Source organism: Streptomyces tendae, assembly GCF_014650435.1.
Taxonomy (GTDB): Bacteria; Actinomycetota; Actinomycetes; order Streptomycetales; family Streptomycetaceae; genus Streptomyces; species Streptomyces tendae.
The window spans coordinates 54,236-71,911 of sequence record NZ_BMUY01000018.1 but is presented as its reverse complement, the minus strand read 5'-3'; the positions used below and the strand labels follow the sequence as shown (position 1 = coordinate 71,911).

The 17,676-nt window shown below is 74.9% G+C and carries 13 protein-coding genes; 1 reads left to right on the top strand and 12 read right to left on the bottom strand.

The window, feature by feature from the left end:
- Positions 1-23: 23 nt before the first annotated feature.
- Genes cobC through cobM form a run of 5 tightly spaced genes read right to left on the bottom strand, consistent with a single transcriptional unit; the run spans position 24 to position 5,859 of the window.
- Complete coding sequence (cobC, locus tag IE258_RS34920) at positions 24-1,163, bottom strand: Rv2231c family histidinol phosphate aminotransferase CobC (RefSeq protein WP_189749841.1); 1,140 nt, start codon at positions 1,161-1,163, stop codon at positions 24-26.
- Positions 1,135-2,052, bottom strand: coding sequence for a sirohydrochlorin chelatase (locus tag IE258_RS34915; protein WP_189749840.1), 918 nt, complete (start codon positions 2,050-2,052; stop codon positions 1,135-1,137). The genes cobC and IE258_RS34915 overlap by 29 nt, the downstream gene beginning before the upstream one ends.
- Positions 2,049-3,818, bottom strand: coding sequence for a precorrin-3B C(17)-methyltransferase (gene cobJ, locus IE258_RS34910; RefSeq protein ID WP_229892619.1), 1,770 nt, complete (start codon positions 3,816-3,818; stop codon positions 2,049-2,051). Before cobJ ends, IE258_RS34915 begins: the two co-directional genes overlap by 4 nt.
- Positions 3,815-5,050 (bottom strand): precorrin-6y C5,15-methyltransferase (decarboxylating) subunit CbiE, encoded by a 1,236-nt coding sequence (gene cbiE / locus IE258_RS34905; protein ID WP_189749838.1) that lies wholly within the window; start codon positions 5,048-5,050, stop codon positions 3,815-3,817. Before cbiE ends, cobJ begins: the two co-directional genes overlap by 4 nt.
- Positions 5,047-5,859 carry a precorrin-4 C(11)-methyltransferase gene (gene cobM / locus IE258_RS34900; protein WP_189749837.1) on the bottom strand — a complete coding sequence of 271 codons (813 nt, stop codon included), beginning with the start codon at positions 5,857-5,859 and terminating at the stop codon, positions 5,047-5,049. The genes cbiE and cobM overlap by 4 nt, the downstream gene beginning before the upstream one ends.
- A gap of 110 nt (positions 5,860-5,969) precedes the next feature.
- Here cobM and IE258_RS34895 point away from each other — a divergent pair, with 110 nt between their 5' ends.
- Entirely contained in the window at positions 5,970-6,698 is a 729-nt protein-coding gene (locus tag IE258_RS34895) for a ZIP family metal transporter (RefSeq protein ID WP_189749835.1), read from the top strand.
- Positions 6,699-6,718: 20 nt separating this feature from the next.
- On the opposite strand, the gene cobI is transcribed toward IE258_RS34895, so the two are convergent.
- From cobI to IE258_RS34860, 7 genes are read right to left on the bottom strand one after another with little or no spacing between them, the layout of a single operon-like run.
- Complete coding sequence (cobI, locus tag IE258_RS34890; protein ID WP_189749834.1) at positions 6,719-7,468, bottom strand: precorrin-2 C(20)-methyltransferase; 750 nt, start codon at positions 7,466-7,468, stop codon at positions 6,719-6,721.
- Positions 7,465-8,889 (bottom strand): cobyrinic acid a,c-diamide synthase CobB, encoded by a 1,425-nt coding sequence (locus IE258_RS34885; protein WP_189749833.1) that lies wholly within the window; start codon positions 8,887-8,889, stop codon positions 7,465-7,467. Before IE258_RS34885 ends, cobI begins: the two co-directional genes overlap by 4 nt.
- The gene (gene cobO / locus IE258_RS34880; RefSeq protein WP_189749831.1) at positions 8,886-9,485 is read right to left on the bottom strand and encodes a cob(I)yrinic acid a,c-diamide adenosyltransferase; all 600 of its coding nucleotides are present in this window, start codon (positions 9,483-9,485) and stop codon (positions 8,886-8,888) included. The genes IE258_RS34885 and cobO overlap by 4 nt, the downstream gene beginning before the upstream one ends.
- Complete coding sequence (locus tag IE258_RS34875; protein WP_189749830.1) at positions 9,485-11,497, bottom strand: putative cobaltochelatase; 2,013 nt, start codon at positions 11,495-11,497, stop codon at positions 9,485-9,487. Before IE258_RS34875 ends, cobO begins: the two co-directional genes overlap by 1 nt.
- The gene (gene cobN / locus IE258_RS34870) at positions 11,494-15,147 is read right to left on the bottom strand and encodes a cobaltochelatase subunit CobN (protein ID WP_189749829.1); all 3,654 of its coding nucleotides are present in this window, start codon (positions 15,145-15,147) and stop codon (positions 11,494-11,496) included. The genes IE258_RS34875 and cobN overlap by 4 nt, the downstream gene beginning before the upstream one ends.
- A complete protein-coding gene (locus IE258_RS34865) occupies positions 15,144-16,652 on the bottom strand; it encodes a cobyric acid synthase (RefSeq protein WP_189749827.1) in 1,509 nt (502 codons plus the stop codon). Before IE258_RS34865 ends, cobN begins: the two co-directional genes overlap by 4 nt.
- Positions 16,649-17,638, bottom strand: a complete 990-nt coding sequence (locus IE258_RS34860; protein ID WP_189749825.1) for a cobalamin biosynthesis protein — start codon at positions 17,636-17,638, stop codon at positions 16,649-16,651. Before IE258_RS34860 ends, IE258_RS34865 begins: the two co-directional genes overlap by 4 nt.
- Positions 17,639-17,676: the final 38 nt, after the last annotated feature.

Sequence of the window (17,676 nt, the reverse complement as noted above, 5' to 3'; positions counted from 1 at the left end):
GCGCACGCACGTAGCCGTACACCTCAGGCCGGTTCCGCCTGTGGCGGTGCCGCTTCCGTCGTCGCCGTCGCCGTCGCAGCCAGCGCCCGCTCCAGCGCGCGCAGGAAGCCGTTCGTCGTCGTCCGGTCCCGTACCGCCAGGCGCAGCCACCCCTCGCCCAGCCCCGGGAACGTGTCCCCGCGCCGGACGGCGTATCCCAGGTCGCGCAGCCGGCGCCGTACGGCGGACGCGTGCGGGACGGCGACCAGGACGAAGGGACCCTCGGCCGGTCCGGCGACCCGCACCCCGGCACCGGCGAACTCCGCCAGCCCGGCGACGAGTCGGTCCCGGTCGGCGGCGATGCGGTGGGCGGCGTGGGCGGCCTCCGCCAGCGCCCGCGGTGCCACGCACGCCTCGGCTGCCGCCAGCGCGGGCGTGGACACCGGCCACAGGGGCTGCGCACGCTCCAGTTCGGTGATCGTCTCCGGGTCGGCCAGGACGTACCCGATGCGCAGCCCCGCGAGGCCCCACGTCTTGGTGAGGCTGCGCAGGACGACGAGCCCGGGTAGGTCCGTCCGCCCGGACAGCGCCTCCCGCTCGCCCGGCACCGCGTCCATGAACGCCTCGTCCACCACCAGTGTCCGGCCCGGCCGGGCCAGCGACGCGAGCACGTCGGCCGGGTGCAGCACCGAGGTCGGGTTCGTCGGATTGCCGACCACCACCAGGTCGGCGTCCTCGGGGACGGCGGCGGCGTCGAGGCGGAAGCCGTCCGCCGCCCGCAGCAGCACCCGGCCGACGGTGTGCCCCGCGTCCCGCAGCGCCGCCTCGGGCTCGGTGAACTGCGGGTGCACCACGACCGGCCGGCGCACCTTCAGCGCCCGCGCCAGCAGTACGAACGCCTCCGCCGCGCCCGCCGTCAGCAGCACCCGCTCCACCGGCAGCCCGTGCCGCGCCGCCACCGCCGCCCGCGCGGCCCGCCCGTCCGGGTAGGCGGCGAGCGAGCCCAGCGAGGCGGCGACGTGCTCCCGCAGCCAGGCCGGGGGAGTGTCCGCGCGGACGTTCACCGCGAGGTCCACCAGCGCCGCACCGTCGTCGCGCACCTCGGCGTCCCCGTGGTGCCGCAGGTCGGGGCCGCCGGGCCCGCTCGTCCCGGACTCAGTGCGCGTGGGAGTGTGCGTGTCCATGCCCGTGATGGTGCCCGTGGGGGTGGTCGCCGTCGTCGTCAGGGTGGAAGTGCGGCTGCTGCGGCAGCCCCACCTTGTCCTCGAACCCCGGCAGCGCGATCCGGTACACGCAGCTGTCGCAGTTCATCCGCAGGTCGCCCCGCACCGCCTCCTCGTACCGCTCCCACACCAGGTCGAGCAGCTCCGGCTCCGGACCGATGACGTCGGCCGACCGCACCTCCGTCTCCGGGTGCGCGGCGGCCCACTCCTCGGTCTGCTGCCGGACCCGGTCCGGGAGGATGCCGGTGAACAGGAAGTACGGCAGCACCACGACCCGCCGGGCCCCCAGCCGCGCACACCGCTCCAGGCCGCCCGGCACGTCCGGCTTCGCCAGCGACACGAACGCCGTCTCCACGGCCGCGTAACCGCGCCCCTCCCACAGCAGCCGGGCCGCCTTGAACACCTCGGCGTTGGCGTCCGGGTCGGTCGACCCGCGCCCGACCAGCAGCACGGTCACCTCGGCCGGGTCCCAGGCCGGATCGACCGCCTCCGCGAGGCGCCGCTCCAGCACCCGCAGCAGCGCGGGGTGCGGACCCAGCGGACGTCCGTAGGTGTAGGAGACGCCGGGGTGGCGCTCCTTCTCGCGGGACAGGGCCGCCGGGATGTCGCCCTTGGCATGCCCGGCGGACACCAGCATCAGCGGCACCGCCGCGAACCGGCGCACACCGCGCTCCACCAGTTCGGCGACCGCCTCGCCCAGCGGCGGCGGGGACAGCTCGATGAAGCCGCCCGCGACGGGCAGTTCGGGATGGCGTCGGCCCAGCTCGCGCACGAAGGCGCGGAACGCCTCGGCTCCGGCCTCGTCCCGGGTGCCGTGTCCGGCGATGAGCAGGGCGGGCGGGGTCGTCACAGGGTCTCCTCGGATGTCTCGAATGTCTCTGATGCGGACGCCCCGGACCCGGAGGTCCGGGAAGCGGCGACAGGGGAGCGGCGGGTCGCCGGGTCCTCCTGCCAGCGGTAGCCGCGCGGTGTCACCATGCGCCCGGAGATCTCCCGGGTCGCGGTGTTGCCCACCGTCACGACGGTCATCATGTCGACGGTCGCCGGGTCGAGGGCGGCCAGCGTCGACAGGCGGCTCGACTCGTCGGCGCGCGACGCGTTGCGCACCACGCCCACCGGAGTCGACGGCTCCCGGTGCTCCGCGAGGATCGCCAGCGCCTTGGGCAGCTGCCAGTCGCGGCCCCGGCTGCGCGGGTTGTAGAACGTCACGACGAGGTCCGCCTCCGCCGCCGCCCGCACCCGGCGCTCGATGACCTCCCACGGCGTGTGCAGGTCGGACAGGCTGATCGACACGTGGTCGTGGCCGAGCGGCGCGCCCAGGATCGCCCCGGCCGCCAGCGCCGCCGTCACGCCCGGCACCCCGACCACGTCGATGTCGTCGGACGCCTCCGCCAGCGCCGGCGAGGCCATGGCGTACACCCCTGCGTCCCCGCTGCCGATCAGCGCCACGGCGTGCCCGCGCCGCGCCTGTTCGACCGCGGTCCGGGCCCGCTCCTCCTCGGCGCCGAGCCCCGACTCCAGCACCCGGGTGCCGGGCCGCAGCAGGTCGCGGATCTGGTCGACGTACTGGTCGAGCCCGACCAGTACCGACGCCCGCCGCAGCTCCGCCCGCGCCCGCGGCGTCACCAGGTCCCGGGCGCCGGGACCGAGCCCGACCACCGCGAGCCGCCCGCGCCCGGGGCGCCGTACCACCGCGCAGGTCGCCATCGCGGGCACCGCCGCCGACTTCCGCTTGGGCACGAGCAGTTCACCCCCGCGCACCAGCGCCGCCGCCTCCGCGACCGACGGGGTGCCCACGGCGGCGAGCGGCGCGTCCGAGGGGTTGGGGACCTCGACACCGGCCAACTCGTCGGCGGGATACGTCACCAGGGGCACGCCCAGCCGCGCGGCGGCCCCGACGATCCCGGGCTCCTCCGCCTTGGCGTCCACGGTGGCCAGCTCGGCGACCGACGCGGCCGACAGCCCCGCCTCGCGCAGGGCGGCCTCCACCAGGCCGAGCACCTCGTCCACCGGAGCGCCCCGGGACGCACCGACCCCGACGACCAGGGACGGCGGCCGCAGGACGACCTCGCCCTCGGCCGGGTCCACCGCACGGTCCGTCACCCGGATCCCGTAGGCCCCTGTGGCGGTCACCGGCAGCGGCGGCAGCGGCCACGCCACCTCCGCCCGCAGCGCCACCGGCTCGCCGTCCAGCAGGGCCCGCGACACCCCGGCGACGTCGCCCTCGACGGGCAGCCCCAGCGTGTCCAGACCGGCCAGCCCGACCGCGTCGGTCGCCGTCGTCACCACCGGCTCCGCACCCAGCACCTCGCCGACCGCGCGGGCCAGTTCGTTGGCGCCGCCGCCGTGCCCGCCGACCAGGGACACGGCGAACCGCCCGCCCTCGTCGACGCACACCACACCCGGGTCGGTCCGCTTGTCGCCGAGCAGCGGCGCCACCAGCCGGACCACGGCCCCCGTGGCCAGGAAGCACACCAGCCGCTCGCACTCGGCGAACGCCGACCGCACGGCGTCCCCGACGGGACCCTCGTACACCCGCGTGCGGTCCGGCCACGCCGCGGCCAGCCGGTCCCGCGCCGCCGCTCCCGCCGCCGTGGCGGAAATGAGCCCGATCAAGGGGCAACTCCTTCGGTACGGCCGTGCGGCCTGACGCCCCACAGCAGGAAGACGGGATTGGAGGCCGCGAGCCGGGTCACGTCCCCCGGCAGCGGCGCGAGCCGCGAGGACTGCAACAGCACCCCGTCGCAGTCGAGACCGGCGTCGAGCAGCGCCCGACGGGCCGCGGGCACCCGGTCCAGCGCGGCCATCGCGACGACCACGGCACGCCGGGCCCGCCCCGCGCACGCGGCGACGATCGCGGGCAGTTCGCGCCCCCCACCGCCCACGAACACCGCGTCCGGCTCCTCGTCCAGGCCGGACAGGACGGCGGGCGCCGACCCGTGCACCACCCGCACGTCCACACCGTGCGCGGCGGCGTTGGCACGGATCCGCCCGACCCCGTCCGGCGTCTTCTCGACGGCGGTGACGGCGGCACCCAGCCGCGCGCACTCCACGCCCACCGAACCGGAGCCCGCGCCGACGTCCCACACCAGGTCGCCGGGGCGGGGACCGAGCCGGGCCAGCGCCAGCGCCCGCACCTCGAACTTGGTGATCATGGAGTCGCGGTGGGTGAACTCCGCCTCGTCCAGCGCCCACCCCGCTGGCCCCGGCCGCGGCCCGGCCACCGAGCGCACCGGTCCCAGCGCCCGCGCCTCGTCCAGGCACAGCACCACGCTCACCGCCGACCCCCAGTCCCGTACGGCCGCCTCGGCGGGCGTCACCCGCTCCACCCGCTCCTCGGCCGAGCCCAGCGCGGACGCGACGACGAACACCCGCCCGTCGGACCCGAGCGCGGCCCCCAGCTCCGCGGGACCGGCCCCGGGCCCGGTCAGCACGGCGACCTTGGGATGCGCCCGGCACAGGTGCACCGCCGTCCCGAGGTCCCGCCCGTGCGCGCTCGCCACCACGGCGTCGTCCCACGGCAGCCCCACCCGAGCGAAGGCCGCGGCGACGGAGGAGACCCCCGGCCGCACGTCCAGCCGCTCCGGGCCGAACCGCTCGGCCAGCGCCCGCACGATCCCGAAGAACCCCGGGTCACCGGAGGCCAGCACGGTCACCGGCCGCTCCTCGGCGACGTACTCCGCGACCGTGTCCAGGGCGGGCGCCAACGCCCCGAGGACCACCGTGCGGGCCCCCCGGGGCAGCCGTACGGCGTCCAGGTGCCGCCGCCCGCCGACGACCAGCTCCGCGTCGGCGGCCACGTCCTCGGGCAGCGGGCCACCGGTCCCCGCCCCGACCACGGTGATCACGTGCTCGCACCCCGCGAGCGCAGCTCCCGGCGCGACTGTGGGTCGGCCTTGCGATAGCCGTGGAAGTGCCCCGGGTGGTAGAGGTGCGAGCGGGTGCCGTGCGCGTCGAGGGCCGGGCCGACCAGGAACAGGGTGTGCTTCCAGAGCTTGTGCTCCTTGACCGTCTCCTCCAGCGTCCCGATCGTGCACCGCACGACCAGCTCCTCCGGCCAGGTCGCCTGGTAGGCGACGACGACCGGCGTCTCGGTCGGGTAGCCGCCCTCCAGCAGCTCCCGCACCAGCTGACCGCTGCGGGCCGCCGACAGGAAGACCGCCATGGTCGTGCCGTGCTTCGCGAACTCGCGGACCTCCTCCCCGGGCGGCATCGGCGTCTTGCCCCCGCCGAGCCGGGTGAGGACCACCGACTGCGCGACCTCCGGGATGGTCAGCTCCCGCTGCGCGAGCGCGGCCACGGCCGAGAACGCGGAGACCCCGGGCACCACCTCGGTCGCGACACCGAGCTCCGCGCACCGGTCGAGCTGCTCCTGCGTACCGCCCCACAAGGCCGGGTCGCCGGAGTGGATACGGGCCACCCGCAGCCCCTGCTCCCGGGCCCGCCGGTACACGGCGACGACGTCCTCCAGCGACATCGTCGCCGAGTCCAGCACCTCGGCGCCCTCGCGCGCGTGCTGGAGCACCTCCGCCTGGACGAGGCTCGCCGCCCAGATCACCACGTCCGCCTCGGCGATGGCACGCGCCGCACGGAACGTCAGCAGGTCGGCGGCGCCGGGACCGGCACCGACGAAGGTCACCCTGGCCTCGGAATCCATCGTTTTCGGTCCTCTCCTGTGCATCCTGGTCCTGTGCGCGCTGCGCATATTTACTGCGGTTGCTGCTGTCGTACGCGCGTGAACGCGGTGTGATCGGATACCAAGGGCGCATGGCGGTCTTCGTCGCGCTCGGCGCGTTCCTGATGACGCTGGCCGGCGGCTGGACGGCACAGCGCGTGACCGACCGGCGCCACCTGGTCCTGGGTCTGGCCGGCGGCCTCATGCTCGGCGTGGTCGGTCTCGACCTGCTGCCGGAAGCGCTGGAGGCGGCGGGCGACGAGGTGTTCGGCGTGCCCGCGGCCCTGCTGCTCTTCGTCGCCGGATTCCTGCTCGCGCACCTGGTGGAACGCCTGCTGGCGGCCCGCCGCGCCGCGCACGGGGCCGACGAGCACGGCCACCGCTCGCCCGAGGTGGGCCTGACGGCCGCGGCCGCGATGGTCGGTCACAGCGCCATGGACGGCGTGGCGATCGGCGCGGCCTTCCAGGTCGGCGGCGGCATGGGCGCGGCGGTCGCGCTGGCCGTGATCGCCCACGACTTCGCGGACGGCTTCAACACCTACACACTGACCAGCCTGTACGGCAACGCCCGCCGCCGCGCCGTCGCGATGCTGGTCGCCGACGCGATCGCCCCCGTCCTCGGCGCGTCCTCCACTCTCCTCTTCACCATCCCGGAGGGCGCGCTCGGCGCCTATCTCGGCCTCTTCGGCGGCGTACTCCTCTACCTCGCCGCGGCCGAGATCCTCCCCGAGGCCCACCACGAGCACCCCGCCCGCTCGACCCTGCTGTGCACGGTCGCGGGCGCGGCGTTCATCTGGCTGGTGGTGGGCATCGCGGAGTGAGCGTCGGGAACGGGAGGCGGTCACAGCTTCCCGCCCCGCCCGCCCTCGCGCCGCGCGGGCGCGATGAGCGTCGACAGATACGGCAGCGGCGCCCCGTCCAGCTCACCGGCCGGCCGTACGGACTCCTCCGGCAGCCCGAGCGCCGACCCCCACACGGCGTCGTCCAGGCGCCCGCTCTCCCGCAGTGCCTCGGCCACCTCGACAGCCTGCCGGCCGAACTTGTAGGCGACGACCGTGCCGGGCCCGTGCAGCGCCTCCTTGAGCACGGCGGCCCCCGCCGTGACCGGCACCAGCGTCAACGGCTCGGTGCCCTCGGTCAGCACCGCCCCCGACCGCGCCGCGAGGTCCTGCATGGCGGTGATCCCGGGCACCGTCTCCACGACCGTCCCCGGCACGAGCGCGCCCACGGTCTGCGCGAGATAGGTGAAGGTGGAATACACGTTGGGATCGCCGATGGTCGCGAAGGCTACGGCGGCATGCTCCCGCAGCAGCCCGGCCACCCGCTCCCCGGCCGCGTCCCAGGCAGCCTCGCGCCGCGCCCGGTCGGCGCGCTCGTTCAGCGCGAACACCACCCGTACGACGTTCTCCGCGCCCACGTAGTGCAGCACGGTCGCCTCGGCGCGCCCGGGCTCACCGCCGTCCCTCCCGTCGGGGGCGGCCATCACGGGCACCACGACGACATCGGCGTCCCGCAAGGCGTTGACGCCCTTCACGGTCACCAGCTCGGGGTCCCCGGGCCCGACCCCCACCCCGATCAGCCTGCTGCTCATGACGTCCGGCACCTCTCCACGAACCGACGGGCCACACCGGGCTCGGCCGCCCAGTGCGTGTGCAGATAACTCGCGTGCACACCGCGCTCCACGAATCCCTCGACGCGCCGCTCCGGCGCCCGCATCCCCCACGCCGGCGCGGCCCCGGCCCCCGGCTCCACCACGGTCCGGTGGAACTCGTGCCCCCGCATCCGCGTCCCCGCGCCGGCCAGCGCACTGTCGGACACGGCCACGGCGTCCCGGTACCCCAGGGTCAACCGCTCCGACATCCGCGCGGAGGCGTCCAGCACCCCGCACATCGGCAGTCCGTCCAGCTCACGGCACAGATACAGCAGCCCCGCACACTCGGCGGCGACGGGAGCACCGCTCAGCGCCAGCTCGGCGACGGACTTCCGCAGCCCTTCGTTGGCGGACAGCTCGGAGGCGTACACCTCGGGGAACCCGCCCCCGATGACGAGCCCCGCGGTCCCCTCGGGCAACTCCTCGTCCCGCAACGGGTCGAACGTGACGACCTCGGCCCCGGCGGCGGCGAGCAGTTCGGTGTGCTCGGCGTAGGAGAACGTGAAGGCCGCTCCTCCGGCGACGGCAACGCGTGGCGTCGACTTCTTGACCGACCGAGATGGGATGGGGGTCCCCCCGCGCGAGCGCATTCGAGCGTGGGGGAGGGTGGGCATAGGCCCGGGGGCCCAGGGGGCGGAGCCCCCTGGCAACGGCCCGGCAGCCCGCGCCAACCCGACCAACGCGTCCAGGTCACACCCGGCGGCAACCTGCGCACCCATCGCCGTAACGGCATCCACCGCCTCCGAGCCCCGCTCGGCAACGGGAACCAACCCCAGGTGCCGGGCGGGCACGTCCACCTGCGGAGCCCTCCGCAAAACCCCCAGCACCGGCACCCCGACGGAGTCCACCGCCTCCCGCAACAACCCCTCGTGCCGATCGGACGCGACCTTGTTCAGGATCACGCCCCCGATCCGCACCTCCGGGTCCCAGGACACGAACCCGTGCACCAGCGCCGCCACCGACCGCGACTGCGACGACGCGTCCACGACCAGCACCACCGGCGCCCGCAGCAGCTTCGCGACCTGCGCGGTGGACGCCAGCTCGCCCTCCCCGGCGGCACCGTCGTACAGCCCCATCACCCCCTCGACCACGGCGATGTCGCACCCGCGCGCCCCGTGCAGGAACAGCGGCCCGACCAGCTCGGGCCCGCACAGGTACGCGTCGAGGTTGCGCCCCACCCGCCCGGTCGCGAGCGCGTGGTACCCGGGGTCGATGTAGTCGGGCCCGACCTTGTGCGGCGACACGGCGAGCCCGCGCCCGGTGAGCGCGGCCATCAGCCCGGTGGCAACGGTGGTCTTGCCGCTCCCGGACGAGGGCGCGGCGATGACCAGCCGGGGAACACCGGAGTCCGGAGAGGTCACCACTCGATGCCCCTCTGCCCCTTCTGCCCCGCGTCCATCGGATGCTTGACCTTGGACATGTCGGTGACGAGATCGGCGAAGTCCACGAGGGCGTCGGGCGCGTTCCGCCCGGTGATCACGACGTGCTGGGTCCCGGGCCGCGCCCGCAGCACGGACACCACCTCGTCGGTGTCGACCCACCCCCAGTGCATCGGGTAGGCGAACTCGTCCAGCACGTACAGCTGGTACGTCTCGGCGGCCAGGTCCCGCTTGACCTGCTCCCAGCCCTCCCGGGCCTTCTCCTCGTTGTCCATCTGGGCATCGCGCTGGACCCATGACCAGCCCTCGCCCATCTTGTGCCAGTCGACGGACCCGCCCTCGCCGCTGGCGCCCAGCACCCGCAGCGCGTTCTCCTCGCCGACCCTCCACTTGGCCGACTTGACGAACTGGAACACCCCGATCGGCCACCCCTGGTTCCAGGCGCGCAGCGCCAGCCCGAAGGCGGCGGTGGACTTGCCCTTCCCGATGCCGGTGTGCACGACGACCAACGGACGATTGCGCCGCTGACGGGTCGTCAGCCCGTCGTCCGGTACGACGCTCGGCTTCCCCTGCGGCATTACGCGGCCCTCCTGCTGCCCTGAACGTCCTTCACGAGGGAGGCGATCGAGTCCGCCCGCAACTCGTCCAGCGTCACCGCCGTACCGCCCAGCTCACCCGCGAGCTGCCCGGCCAGCCCCAGCCGCACGGGCCCCGACTCGCAGTCCACGACGACGGAGGCGGTGCCCTCGGCGGCGAACAGCCGCGCGGCACGCCCCGCCAGCGCGACGGGCTCGGGGCCACCCGTGGCCCGCCCGTCCGTCACGACGACCACCAGCGCCCGCCGCGCCGGATCCCGCAACCGCTCCACCCGCAGCACCTCGTGCGCCTTGAGCAGCCCGGCGGCCAACGGCGTACGCCCGCCCGTCGGCAGCGACTCCAGCCGCACCGCCGCCGCGTCCACCGACGAGGTCGGCGGCAGCGCCACATCGGCCGCCGAACCCCGGAAGGTCACCAGCCCCACCTTGTCCCGCCGCTGGTACGCGTCCAGCAGCAGCGACAGCACGGCACCCTTGACGGCACTCATCCGCTGCCGCGCCGCCATCGAACCGGAGGCGTCCACGACGAACAGCACGAGGTTGCCCTCACGCCCCTCACGGCTCGCCTGCCGCAGATCGTCGCGGCGCACCACGAGCCCCGGCCCGCTGCGGCCCCGCGCCCGCTGGTGCGGTGCGGCGGCCTGCACGGTGGCGGCCAGGTGCAGCTTGGTCAGCGCCCCCCGGGGACGCCGGGCCCCGATGGTCCGCCCGTGCTCGGTCCGCGCCCGCGAACGGCGCCCCGCGGCGCCCTCCCCGAGCCCCGGCACGCTGAGCACCTTGGTCCGGAACGGCTCGGCGGCACGCGCGGGGGACTGCTCACCGGCACCACCGGACGGCTGCGGCTCCCCGCCCTCCCCGGCCTCGGGGCGCGCGGCGGCGTCCCCGTCGCCCTGCGGCGCGTCGTCGGGCTCGGGCTGCCCACCGGGACCGCCGCCGGGCCCCGGATCGGGATCGTCGTCCCCGTCTCCGTCCGGCCCGTCCGACCCGCCGAACTCCTCCAGCGTCTCGTCCAGCTTGTCCTCGTCGAGCCCCGGCGCGTCGAACGGGTTGCGCCGCCGCCGGTGCGGCAGCGCGAGCAGTGCCGCCTGCCGTACGTCCTCCGCGAGCACCTCCGTCCGCCCGGCCCAGGCCGCCAGCGCGGTCGCTGTGCGCGCCATCACGATGTCGGCCCGCATGCCGTCCACCTCGAAGGCGGCACAGGTCGCCGCGATCTGCCGCAGCGCCCCGTCACCGAGCCGCACCGACGGCAGCAGTTCCCGCGCCGCCACGATCCGCGCCCGTACGGCGGCCTCCTCGTCGGCCCAGCGCGCGGCGAACCCGGCCGGATCGTCGTCGTACGCCAGCCGACGCCGAACGACCTCCACGCGCTGGTCGGGTTCGCGCGAGGCGGCGACCTCGACGGTGAGCCCGAAGCGGTCGAGCAACTGCGGGCGCAGCTCGCCCTCTTCGGGGTTCATGGTCCCGACGAGCAGGAACCGCGCCGCGTGCCGCACCGACACGCCCTCGCGCTCGACGTAGGAGGCGCCCATCGCGGCGGCGTCCAGCAGCAGGTCCACGAGATGGTCGTGGAGCAGGTTGACCTCGTCGACGTACAGGATCCCGCGGTGTGCGTCGGCCAGCAGCCCCGGCTCGAACGCCTTCACACCCTCCGCCAGCGCCCGCTCGATGTCCAGCGCGCCCACCAGCCGGTCCTCGGAGGCGCCGACGGGCAGCTCGACCATGCGGGCCGGGCGCGAGGCGAACGCACCCGGCTCGTGCGGGCCGTCCGGACAGCCCGGGTCGGGGGAGTCGGGGTCACAGGAGAAACGGCACCCGGAGACGACGTCCACCTCCGGCAGCAGCGCCGACAGCGCGCGCACGGCCGTGGACTTCGCGGTGCCCTTCTCACCGCGCACCAGCACACCGCCGACGGCCGGGGAAACGGCGTTCAGCAGCAGGGCCAGCCGCAGGTCGTCCTGGCCCACCACGGCCGTGAACGGGAACGGGGTACTCACTTCTCGTCACCTTCCAGATCGCCCTCGAGCTCCAGATACGTGGCGCGCAGCCGCTCCAGCGTCTCCGCGTCCGGCTCGGCCCACAGCCCCCGGTCCGCGGCCTCCAGCAGCCGTTCCGTGATGCCGCGCAGTGCCCAGGGGTTGGACTTCTTCATGAAGTCCCGGTTCTCCGGGGCGAAGACGTACTCGGCGCTGAGCCGCTCGTACATCCAGTCGTCCACCACCCCGGCCGTGGCGTCGTAGCCGAAGAGGTAGTCCACGGTGGCCGCCATCTCGAAGGCGCCCTTGTAGCCGTGCCGCCGCATCGCCGCCATCCACCGCGGGTTGACCACGCGGGCCCGGAAGACGCGGTGCGTCTCCTCGCCCAGCGTCCGCGTCTTCACCTGGTCCGGGGTCGCGGAGTCGCCGACGTACGCTTCCGGGCTCTCACCCGTCAGATGGCGCACCATGGCGACCATGCCGCCGTGGTACTGGAAGTAGTCGTCGGCGTCCACGAGGTCGTGCTCACGTGTGTCCACGTTCTTCGCCGCCACCGCGATCCGCCGGAACGCCGTCTCCATGTCCCCGCGCGCCGCCCGCCCGTCGAGCCCGCGTCCGTAGGCGTAGCCGCCCCACACCGCGTACACCTCGGCCAGGTCCGCGTCGCTGCGCCAGTTGCGGGCGTCGATCAGCGGCAGCAGACCCGCGCCGTACGCGCCCGGCTTGGAGCCGAAGATGCGGGAGGTCGCCCGGCGCCGGTCGCCGTGCTCGGCGGTGTCCTCGTCGGCGTGCGCGCGGACGAAGTTCTGCGAGGCCGGCTCGTCCAGCTCCGCCACCGCCCGCACCGCGTCGTCGATCAGCCCCACCACGTGCGGGAACGCGTCCCGGAAGAAGCCCGAGATGCGCACCGTGACGTCCACGCGCGGCCGGCCCAGTTCCGCGAGCGGCACCACCTCGAAGCCCGTAACCCGGCGCGACGCGTCGTCCCAGACGGGACGGCAGCCCAGCAGCGCCAGGATCTCCGCGATGTCGTCGCCCTGGGTGCGCATCGCGGACGTGCCCCACACCGTGAGGCCGACCGACTTCGGGTACTCACCGGTGTCGGTCAGGTAGCGCTGGATCAGTGAGTCCGCGAGTGACTGGCCCACCTCCCAGCTCAGCCGGGAGGGGATCGCCTTCGGGTCGACGGAGTAGAAGTTCCGGCCGGTCGGCAGGACGTTGACCAGGCCGCGGGTCGGCGATCCCGACGGTCCCGCCGGGACGTAACCGCCGTCCAGGGCCCGCAGGATGTGCCCGATCTCGTCCGTGGTCCGGGCGAGGCGCGGCACGACCTCCGCGCAGGCGAACTCCAGTACCGCGACCGCGTCGGGGAGTTCGGTGCCCAGCACGTCGCGCACCAGACCCGGTACGGCCGCCGGGTCCCACGCCCGCAGCTCCATGCCCTCCGCGACCCGCCGGCACAACTGCTCAAGCAGGTCGATCGCGTCCGCCGCCGACCGTGCCGGGCCGTCCACCAGGTCCGTCAGCTCCACCGGCACCTTCACCGGGGCGCCCGGCTCGGCCAGCAGCTCCTTCTCCACCAGGCCGAAGTGCTCGGCCAGGGACGCCCTGAGGCCCGGCAGCGCGTTCGCCTGCCCGCCCCAGACCTGCGAGGCACGCAGCACCGCGAGCACCAGGTTGACGCGCGGCTCGCCGACCGGGCCGCCGCCCAGGATGTGCAGGCCGTCGCGGATCTGCACGTCCTTGATCTCGCACAGGTAGCCGTCGATGTGCATGACGAACTCGTCGAAGTCGGCGTCGTCCGGCTGGTCGTCCACATGCAGGTCGTGATGGAGCTCGGCGGCCTTGACCAGCGTCCAGATCTGCGCCCGGACCGCCGGTGCCTTGGTCGGGTCCAGGTCGGAGACGAGCGCGTACTCGTCGAGCAGCTGCTCCAGCTTGGCCAGGTCGCCGTAGGTGTCGGCGCGCGCCATCGGCGGGACGAGGTGGTCGACGACCGTGGCGTGCCCGCGCCGCTTGGCCTGGGTGCCCTCGCCGGGGTCGTTGACGATGAAGGGGTAGATCAGCGGCAGGTCGCCGAGCACCGCGTCCGGCGCGCAGCCGGCGCTCAGGCCGAGGCCCTTGCCCGGCAGCCACTCCATCGTGCCGTGCTTGCCCATGTGCACGATCGCGTCGGCTCCGAAGCTGTGCTCCAGCCAGCGGTAGGCGGCCATGTAGTGGTGCGACGGCGGCATGTCCGGGTCGTGGTAGATCGCGATCGGGTTCTCGCCGAAGCCGCGCGGCGGCTGGATCATCACCACGACGTTCCCGAACTGGAGGGAGGCCAGCACGATGTCGTCGCCGTCCACGTACAGCGAACCCGGCGGCTCGCCCCACGCCTCCCGCATGCCGTCCCGCAGCTCCGGGTCGAGCTTCCCGAACCAGGCCCGGTAGTCGGCCAGCGGCACCCGCGCGGGCGCCGCGGCCAGCTGGTCCTCCGTCAGCCACTCCACGTCGTGACCGCCGGCCTCGATCAGCCGGTGGATCAGCTCGTCGCCCTCGGCCGGGTACTCGGTGACCCCGTACCCCGCGTCCCGGAGCGCGTCCAGGACCCGCACGGCCGACGCCGGGGTGTCGAGACCGACCGCGTTGCCGACCCGGGAGTGCTTGGTCGGGTACGCCGTGAAGACCAGCGCGAGCTTCTTCTCGGCGTTCGGCTTGTGCCCGAGCGCCGCGTGCCGCACGGCGATCCCGGCGACGCGCGCGGCACGCTCGGGGTCGGCGACGTACACCGGCACCTCGTCCGGCCCCTGCTCCTTGAAGGAGAAGGGCACCGTGACGAGCCGCCCGTCGAACTCCGGGATCGCCACCTGCATCGCCGCGTCCATGGGGGACAGGGCGGCGTCCGAGGCATCCCAGGAGGCCCGGGAGGAGGTGAGGCAGAGCCCTTGCAACACCGGGATGTTCAGGTCGGCGAGCGCCCCGATGTCCCACGCCTCCTCGTCGCCGCCCGCCGACGCCTGCGAGGCGTGCGTGCCGCCCGCCGCGAGGACGGTGGCGACCAGGGCGTCGGCCCGGCCCAGCAGCTCGTACAGCCCGGGGTCCGCGCCGCGCAGCGAACCGCAGTACACGGGCAGCGCGTTGGCTCCGCGCGCCTCGATCGCGTCGCACAGCGTGTCGACGAACGCGGTGTTGCCGCTCAGCTGGTGGGCGCGGTAGAAGAGCACGCCGACCGTCGGACGGCCCTCGGTGAATGCCCGCTCGCCGTGGAGGCCGTACTCCGGCATCTTCCGCGGTTCGTCGAAGCCCTCGCCGGTCAGCAGCACCGTGTCGGACAGGAAGCGGGCGAGCTGGGTGAGGTTGTCCGGGCCGCCCTCGACCAGGTAGCGCAGCGCCTGCGCCACCACTCCGGCCGGGGCCGACGACTCCGCCATCAGCTCCGCGTCCGGCACGCTCTCGCCGCCCAGCAGGACGGTCGGGACACCGGCGGCCCTCAGCGCGGCCAGCCCGTCCTCCCAGGCGCGCTTGCCGCCGAGCAGGCGTACGACGGCGAGGTCCGCGTTCTCGACCAGGCCCGGCAACTCCTCCCGTACGTCGACGCGGGTCGGGTTGCCGATCAGGTAGGCGGCGTCCGACGCGCGGGCCGCCAGCAGGTCCGTGTCGGCGGTCGACAACAACAACACTGTGCTCATGCGGGCGCTCCCGGTGGGATGAAGGGCAGTCCTTGCGGCGCGCCGGACTCGATGAGCCGCCACAGCGCGTCGGTGTCCGCGTGGTGTTCGATCAGGTCGCCGAGCCGGTCGAGCTGCTCCTCGCGCAGCGCGGCGAACGAGGTGTCGGGGGCGGGCACGAAGCGGCGGCCCGCGGCGGCGGCCACCTCGCGCAGGAACGCCCGCCGGAAGCCGTCCGACTCCAGCGAGCCGTGCCAGTGCGTCCCCCAGGTCTGGCCGACCCGGCAGCCGTCCAGGAAGGGTTCACCTGCTACGACTTCGGCGACCCCGTGGTGGATCTCGTACCCCTCGACGCGCTCGCCGAGGGCCTCGCCCACCGGCCGGGTGAGGGTCTTCTCGCGGGCGAACCGCACCCGCACGGGCAGCAGTCCGAGCCCGTCCACCTGCCCGGCGCGCGACTCGACCTCGTCCTCGATGTGCTCGCCGAGGAGCTGGAAGCCGCCGCAGATCCCGAGCACCGGCCGCTCCTCGGCGGCCCTGCGGACGATCGCGTCCGCGAGCCCCCGCTCCCGCAGCCACTCCAGGGCCCGGACCGTGCCCCGGGTCCCCGGCACGATGACGAGATCCGCGTCGGACAGCTCCTCCGGCCGGTCCACGAACCGCACGACCACGCCCGGTTCGGCGGCCAGCGCGTCCACGTCCGTGAAGTTGGACATCAGCGGGACCGCGCAGACGGCGATCCGCAGCACGTCCTCGCCGACCGGCGGCGCGACGGCCGACTCCCGCACCGTGCCGCGCAGCGAGACGCGCAGACCGTCCTCCTCGTCGATGCCGAGCCCGTGCCGGAACGGCAGCACCCCGTACGTCCGCCGCCCGGTGAGGCCGTGCAGCATGTCGAGCCCCGGCTCCAGCAGCGACACGTCGCCCCGGAACTTGTTCACGAGGAATCCGGCGACCAGCGCCTGGTCCTCCGGCGCCAGCAGCGCCACCGTGCCGAAGAAGGAGGCGAAGACGCCGCCGCGGTCGATGTCGCCGACGACCAGGACCGGGAGTCCGGCGCCCCGGGCGATCCCCATGTTGACGATGTCGGTGCGGCGCAGGTTGATCTCGGCCGGGCTGCCCGCGCCCTCGCAGATCACCGCGTCGTACGTGGCGCGCAGTTCGGCGAGCGAGTCCAGCACCGTGCCGAGCAGCCGCTCCTGACGCCCGCCGTGGTAGCCGCGGGCACTCATCTCGCCGACGGGCCTGCCGAGCAGTACGACCTGGCTGCTGCGCTCCCCGCCGGGCTTGAGCAGCACCGGGTTCATGTGCGCCGTCGGCTCCACGCGGCAGGCCTGGGCCTGCATGGCCTGGGCCCGCCCGATCTCCGCGCCCTCGCGGGTGACGAAGGAGTTCAGCGACATGTTCTGCGCCTTGAACGGCGCGACCTTGACGCCCTGACGCGCCAGCCAGCGGCAGATCCCGGCGGTGACGACGCTCTTGCCGGCGTCGGAGGTGGTACCGGCGACGAGCAGGCCACCGTTCATGACGTACGTCCCTTCGTGACGCCCCGCTCCCGAATGGAGGCCGAGGCTCCGCGCGCGAGCAGCCGTGCGCCCGCGCACACCCCCAGCGCCAGCCAGCCCACACGCCGGGAGAGCCGTACCGCCCGGTCGATGTCGTCCGAACCGGCCCGGACGGCGCGTCCCGCGGCGCCGTTGAGTACCGGCCGGTGCTCGATTCGCCCGCCGTAGGAGAGCGTCCCGCCGAGCCGGACGCCCAGGGCGCCGGCGAACGTGGCCTCCACGGGCCCGGCGTTGGGGCTCGGGTGCTGTGCGGCGTCCGCGCGCCAGGCCCGTACGGCGCCCCGCGGATCGCCACCGGCGACGGTGGTCAGTACGGCGGTGAGGCGGGCGCCGGGCCAGCCCGCGAGGTCGTCCAGGCGGGCCGAGGCCCAGCCGTAGCGGCGGTACCGGGGCGACCTGTGGCCGACCATGGCGTCCAGCGTGTTGACGGCCCGGAAGCCGAGGAGTCCGGGCACGCCCGCCACGGCGCCCCACACCAGGGCGCCCACGACCGCGTCCGAGGTGTTCTCGGCGACGGACTCGACGACGGCCCTGGCGACGCCGTCGGCGTCCAGAGCCTGCGGGTCCCGCCCGCACAGGTGCGGCAGCCGCGCCCGCGCCGCCTCCACGTCCCCGGCCTCCAGGGCCCGGCCGATCGCGGCGGCCTCGCGGGCGAGCGAGGTGCCGCCGACGACGGCCCAGGTGGCCGCACCGGTCAGTGCGACGCGGGCGGCGGGGGAGCGGCGCACGGCGTGCGCGGCGGCCGTACCGAGGGCGGCGGCACCACCGGCGCACACGGCGGTGTGCAGGGCGCCCCAGCCCCGGTGGTCCCGCCACAGCACTCGTTCCACGGCGCCCGCGGCACGGCCGAACGCGGCGACCGGGTGTCCGCGGCGAGGGTCGCCGAGGAGGAGGTCGCCGAGGAGGCCGGCGGCGGCGCCGTACGCGAAGACGCGTCCGGCACGCACGGGTTCAGCCGGTCACACGGTCGGGGAGGCACCTGGTA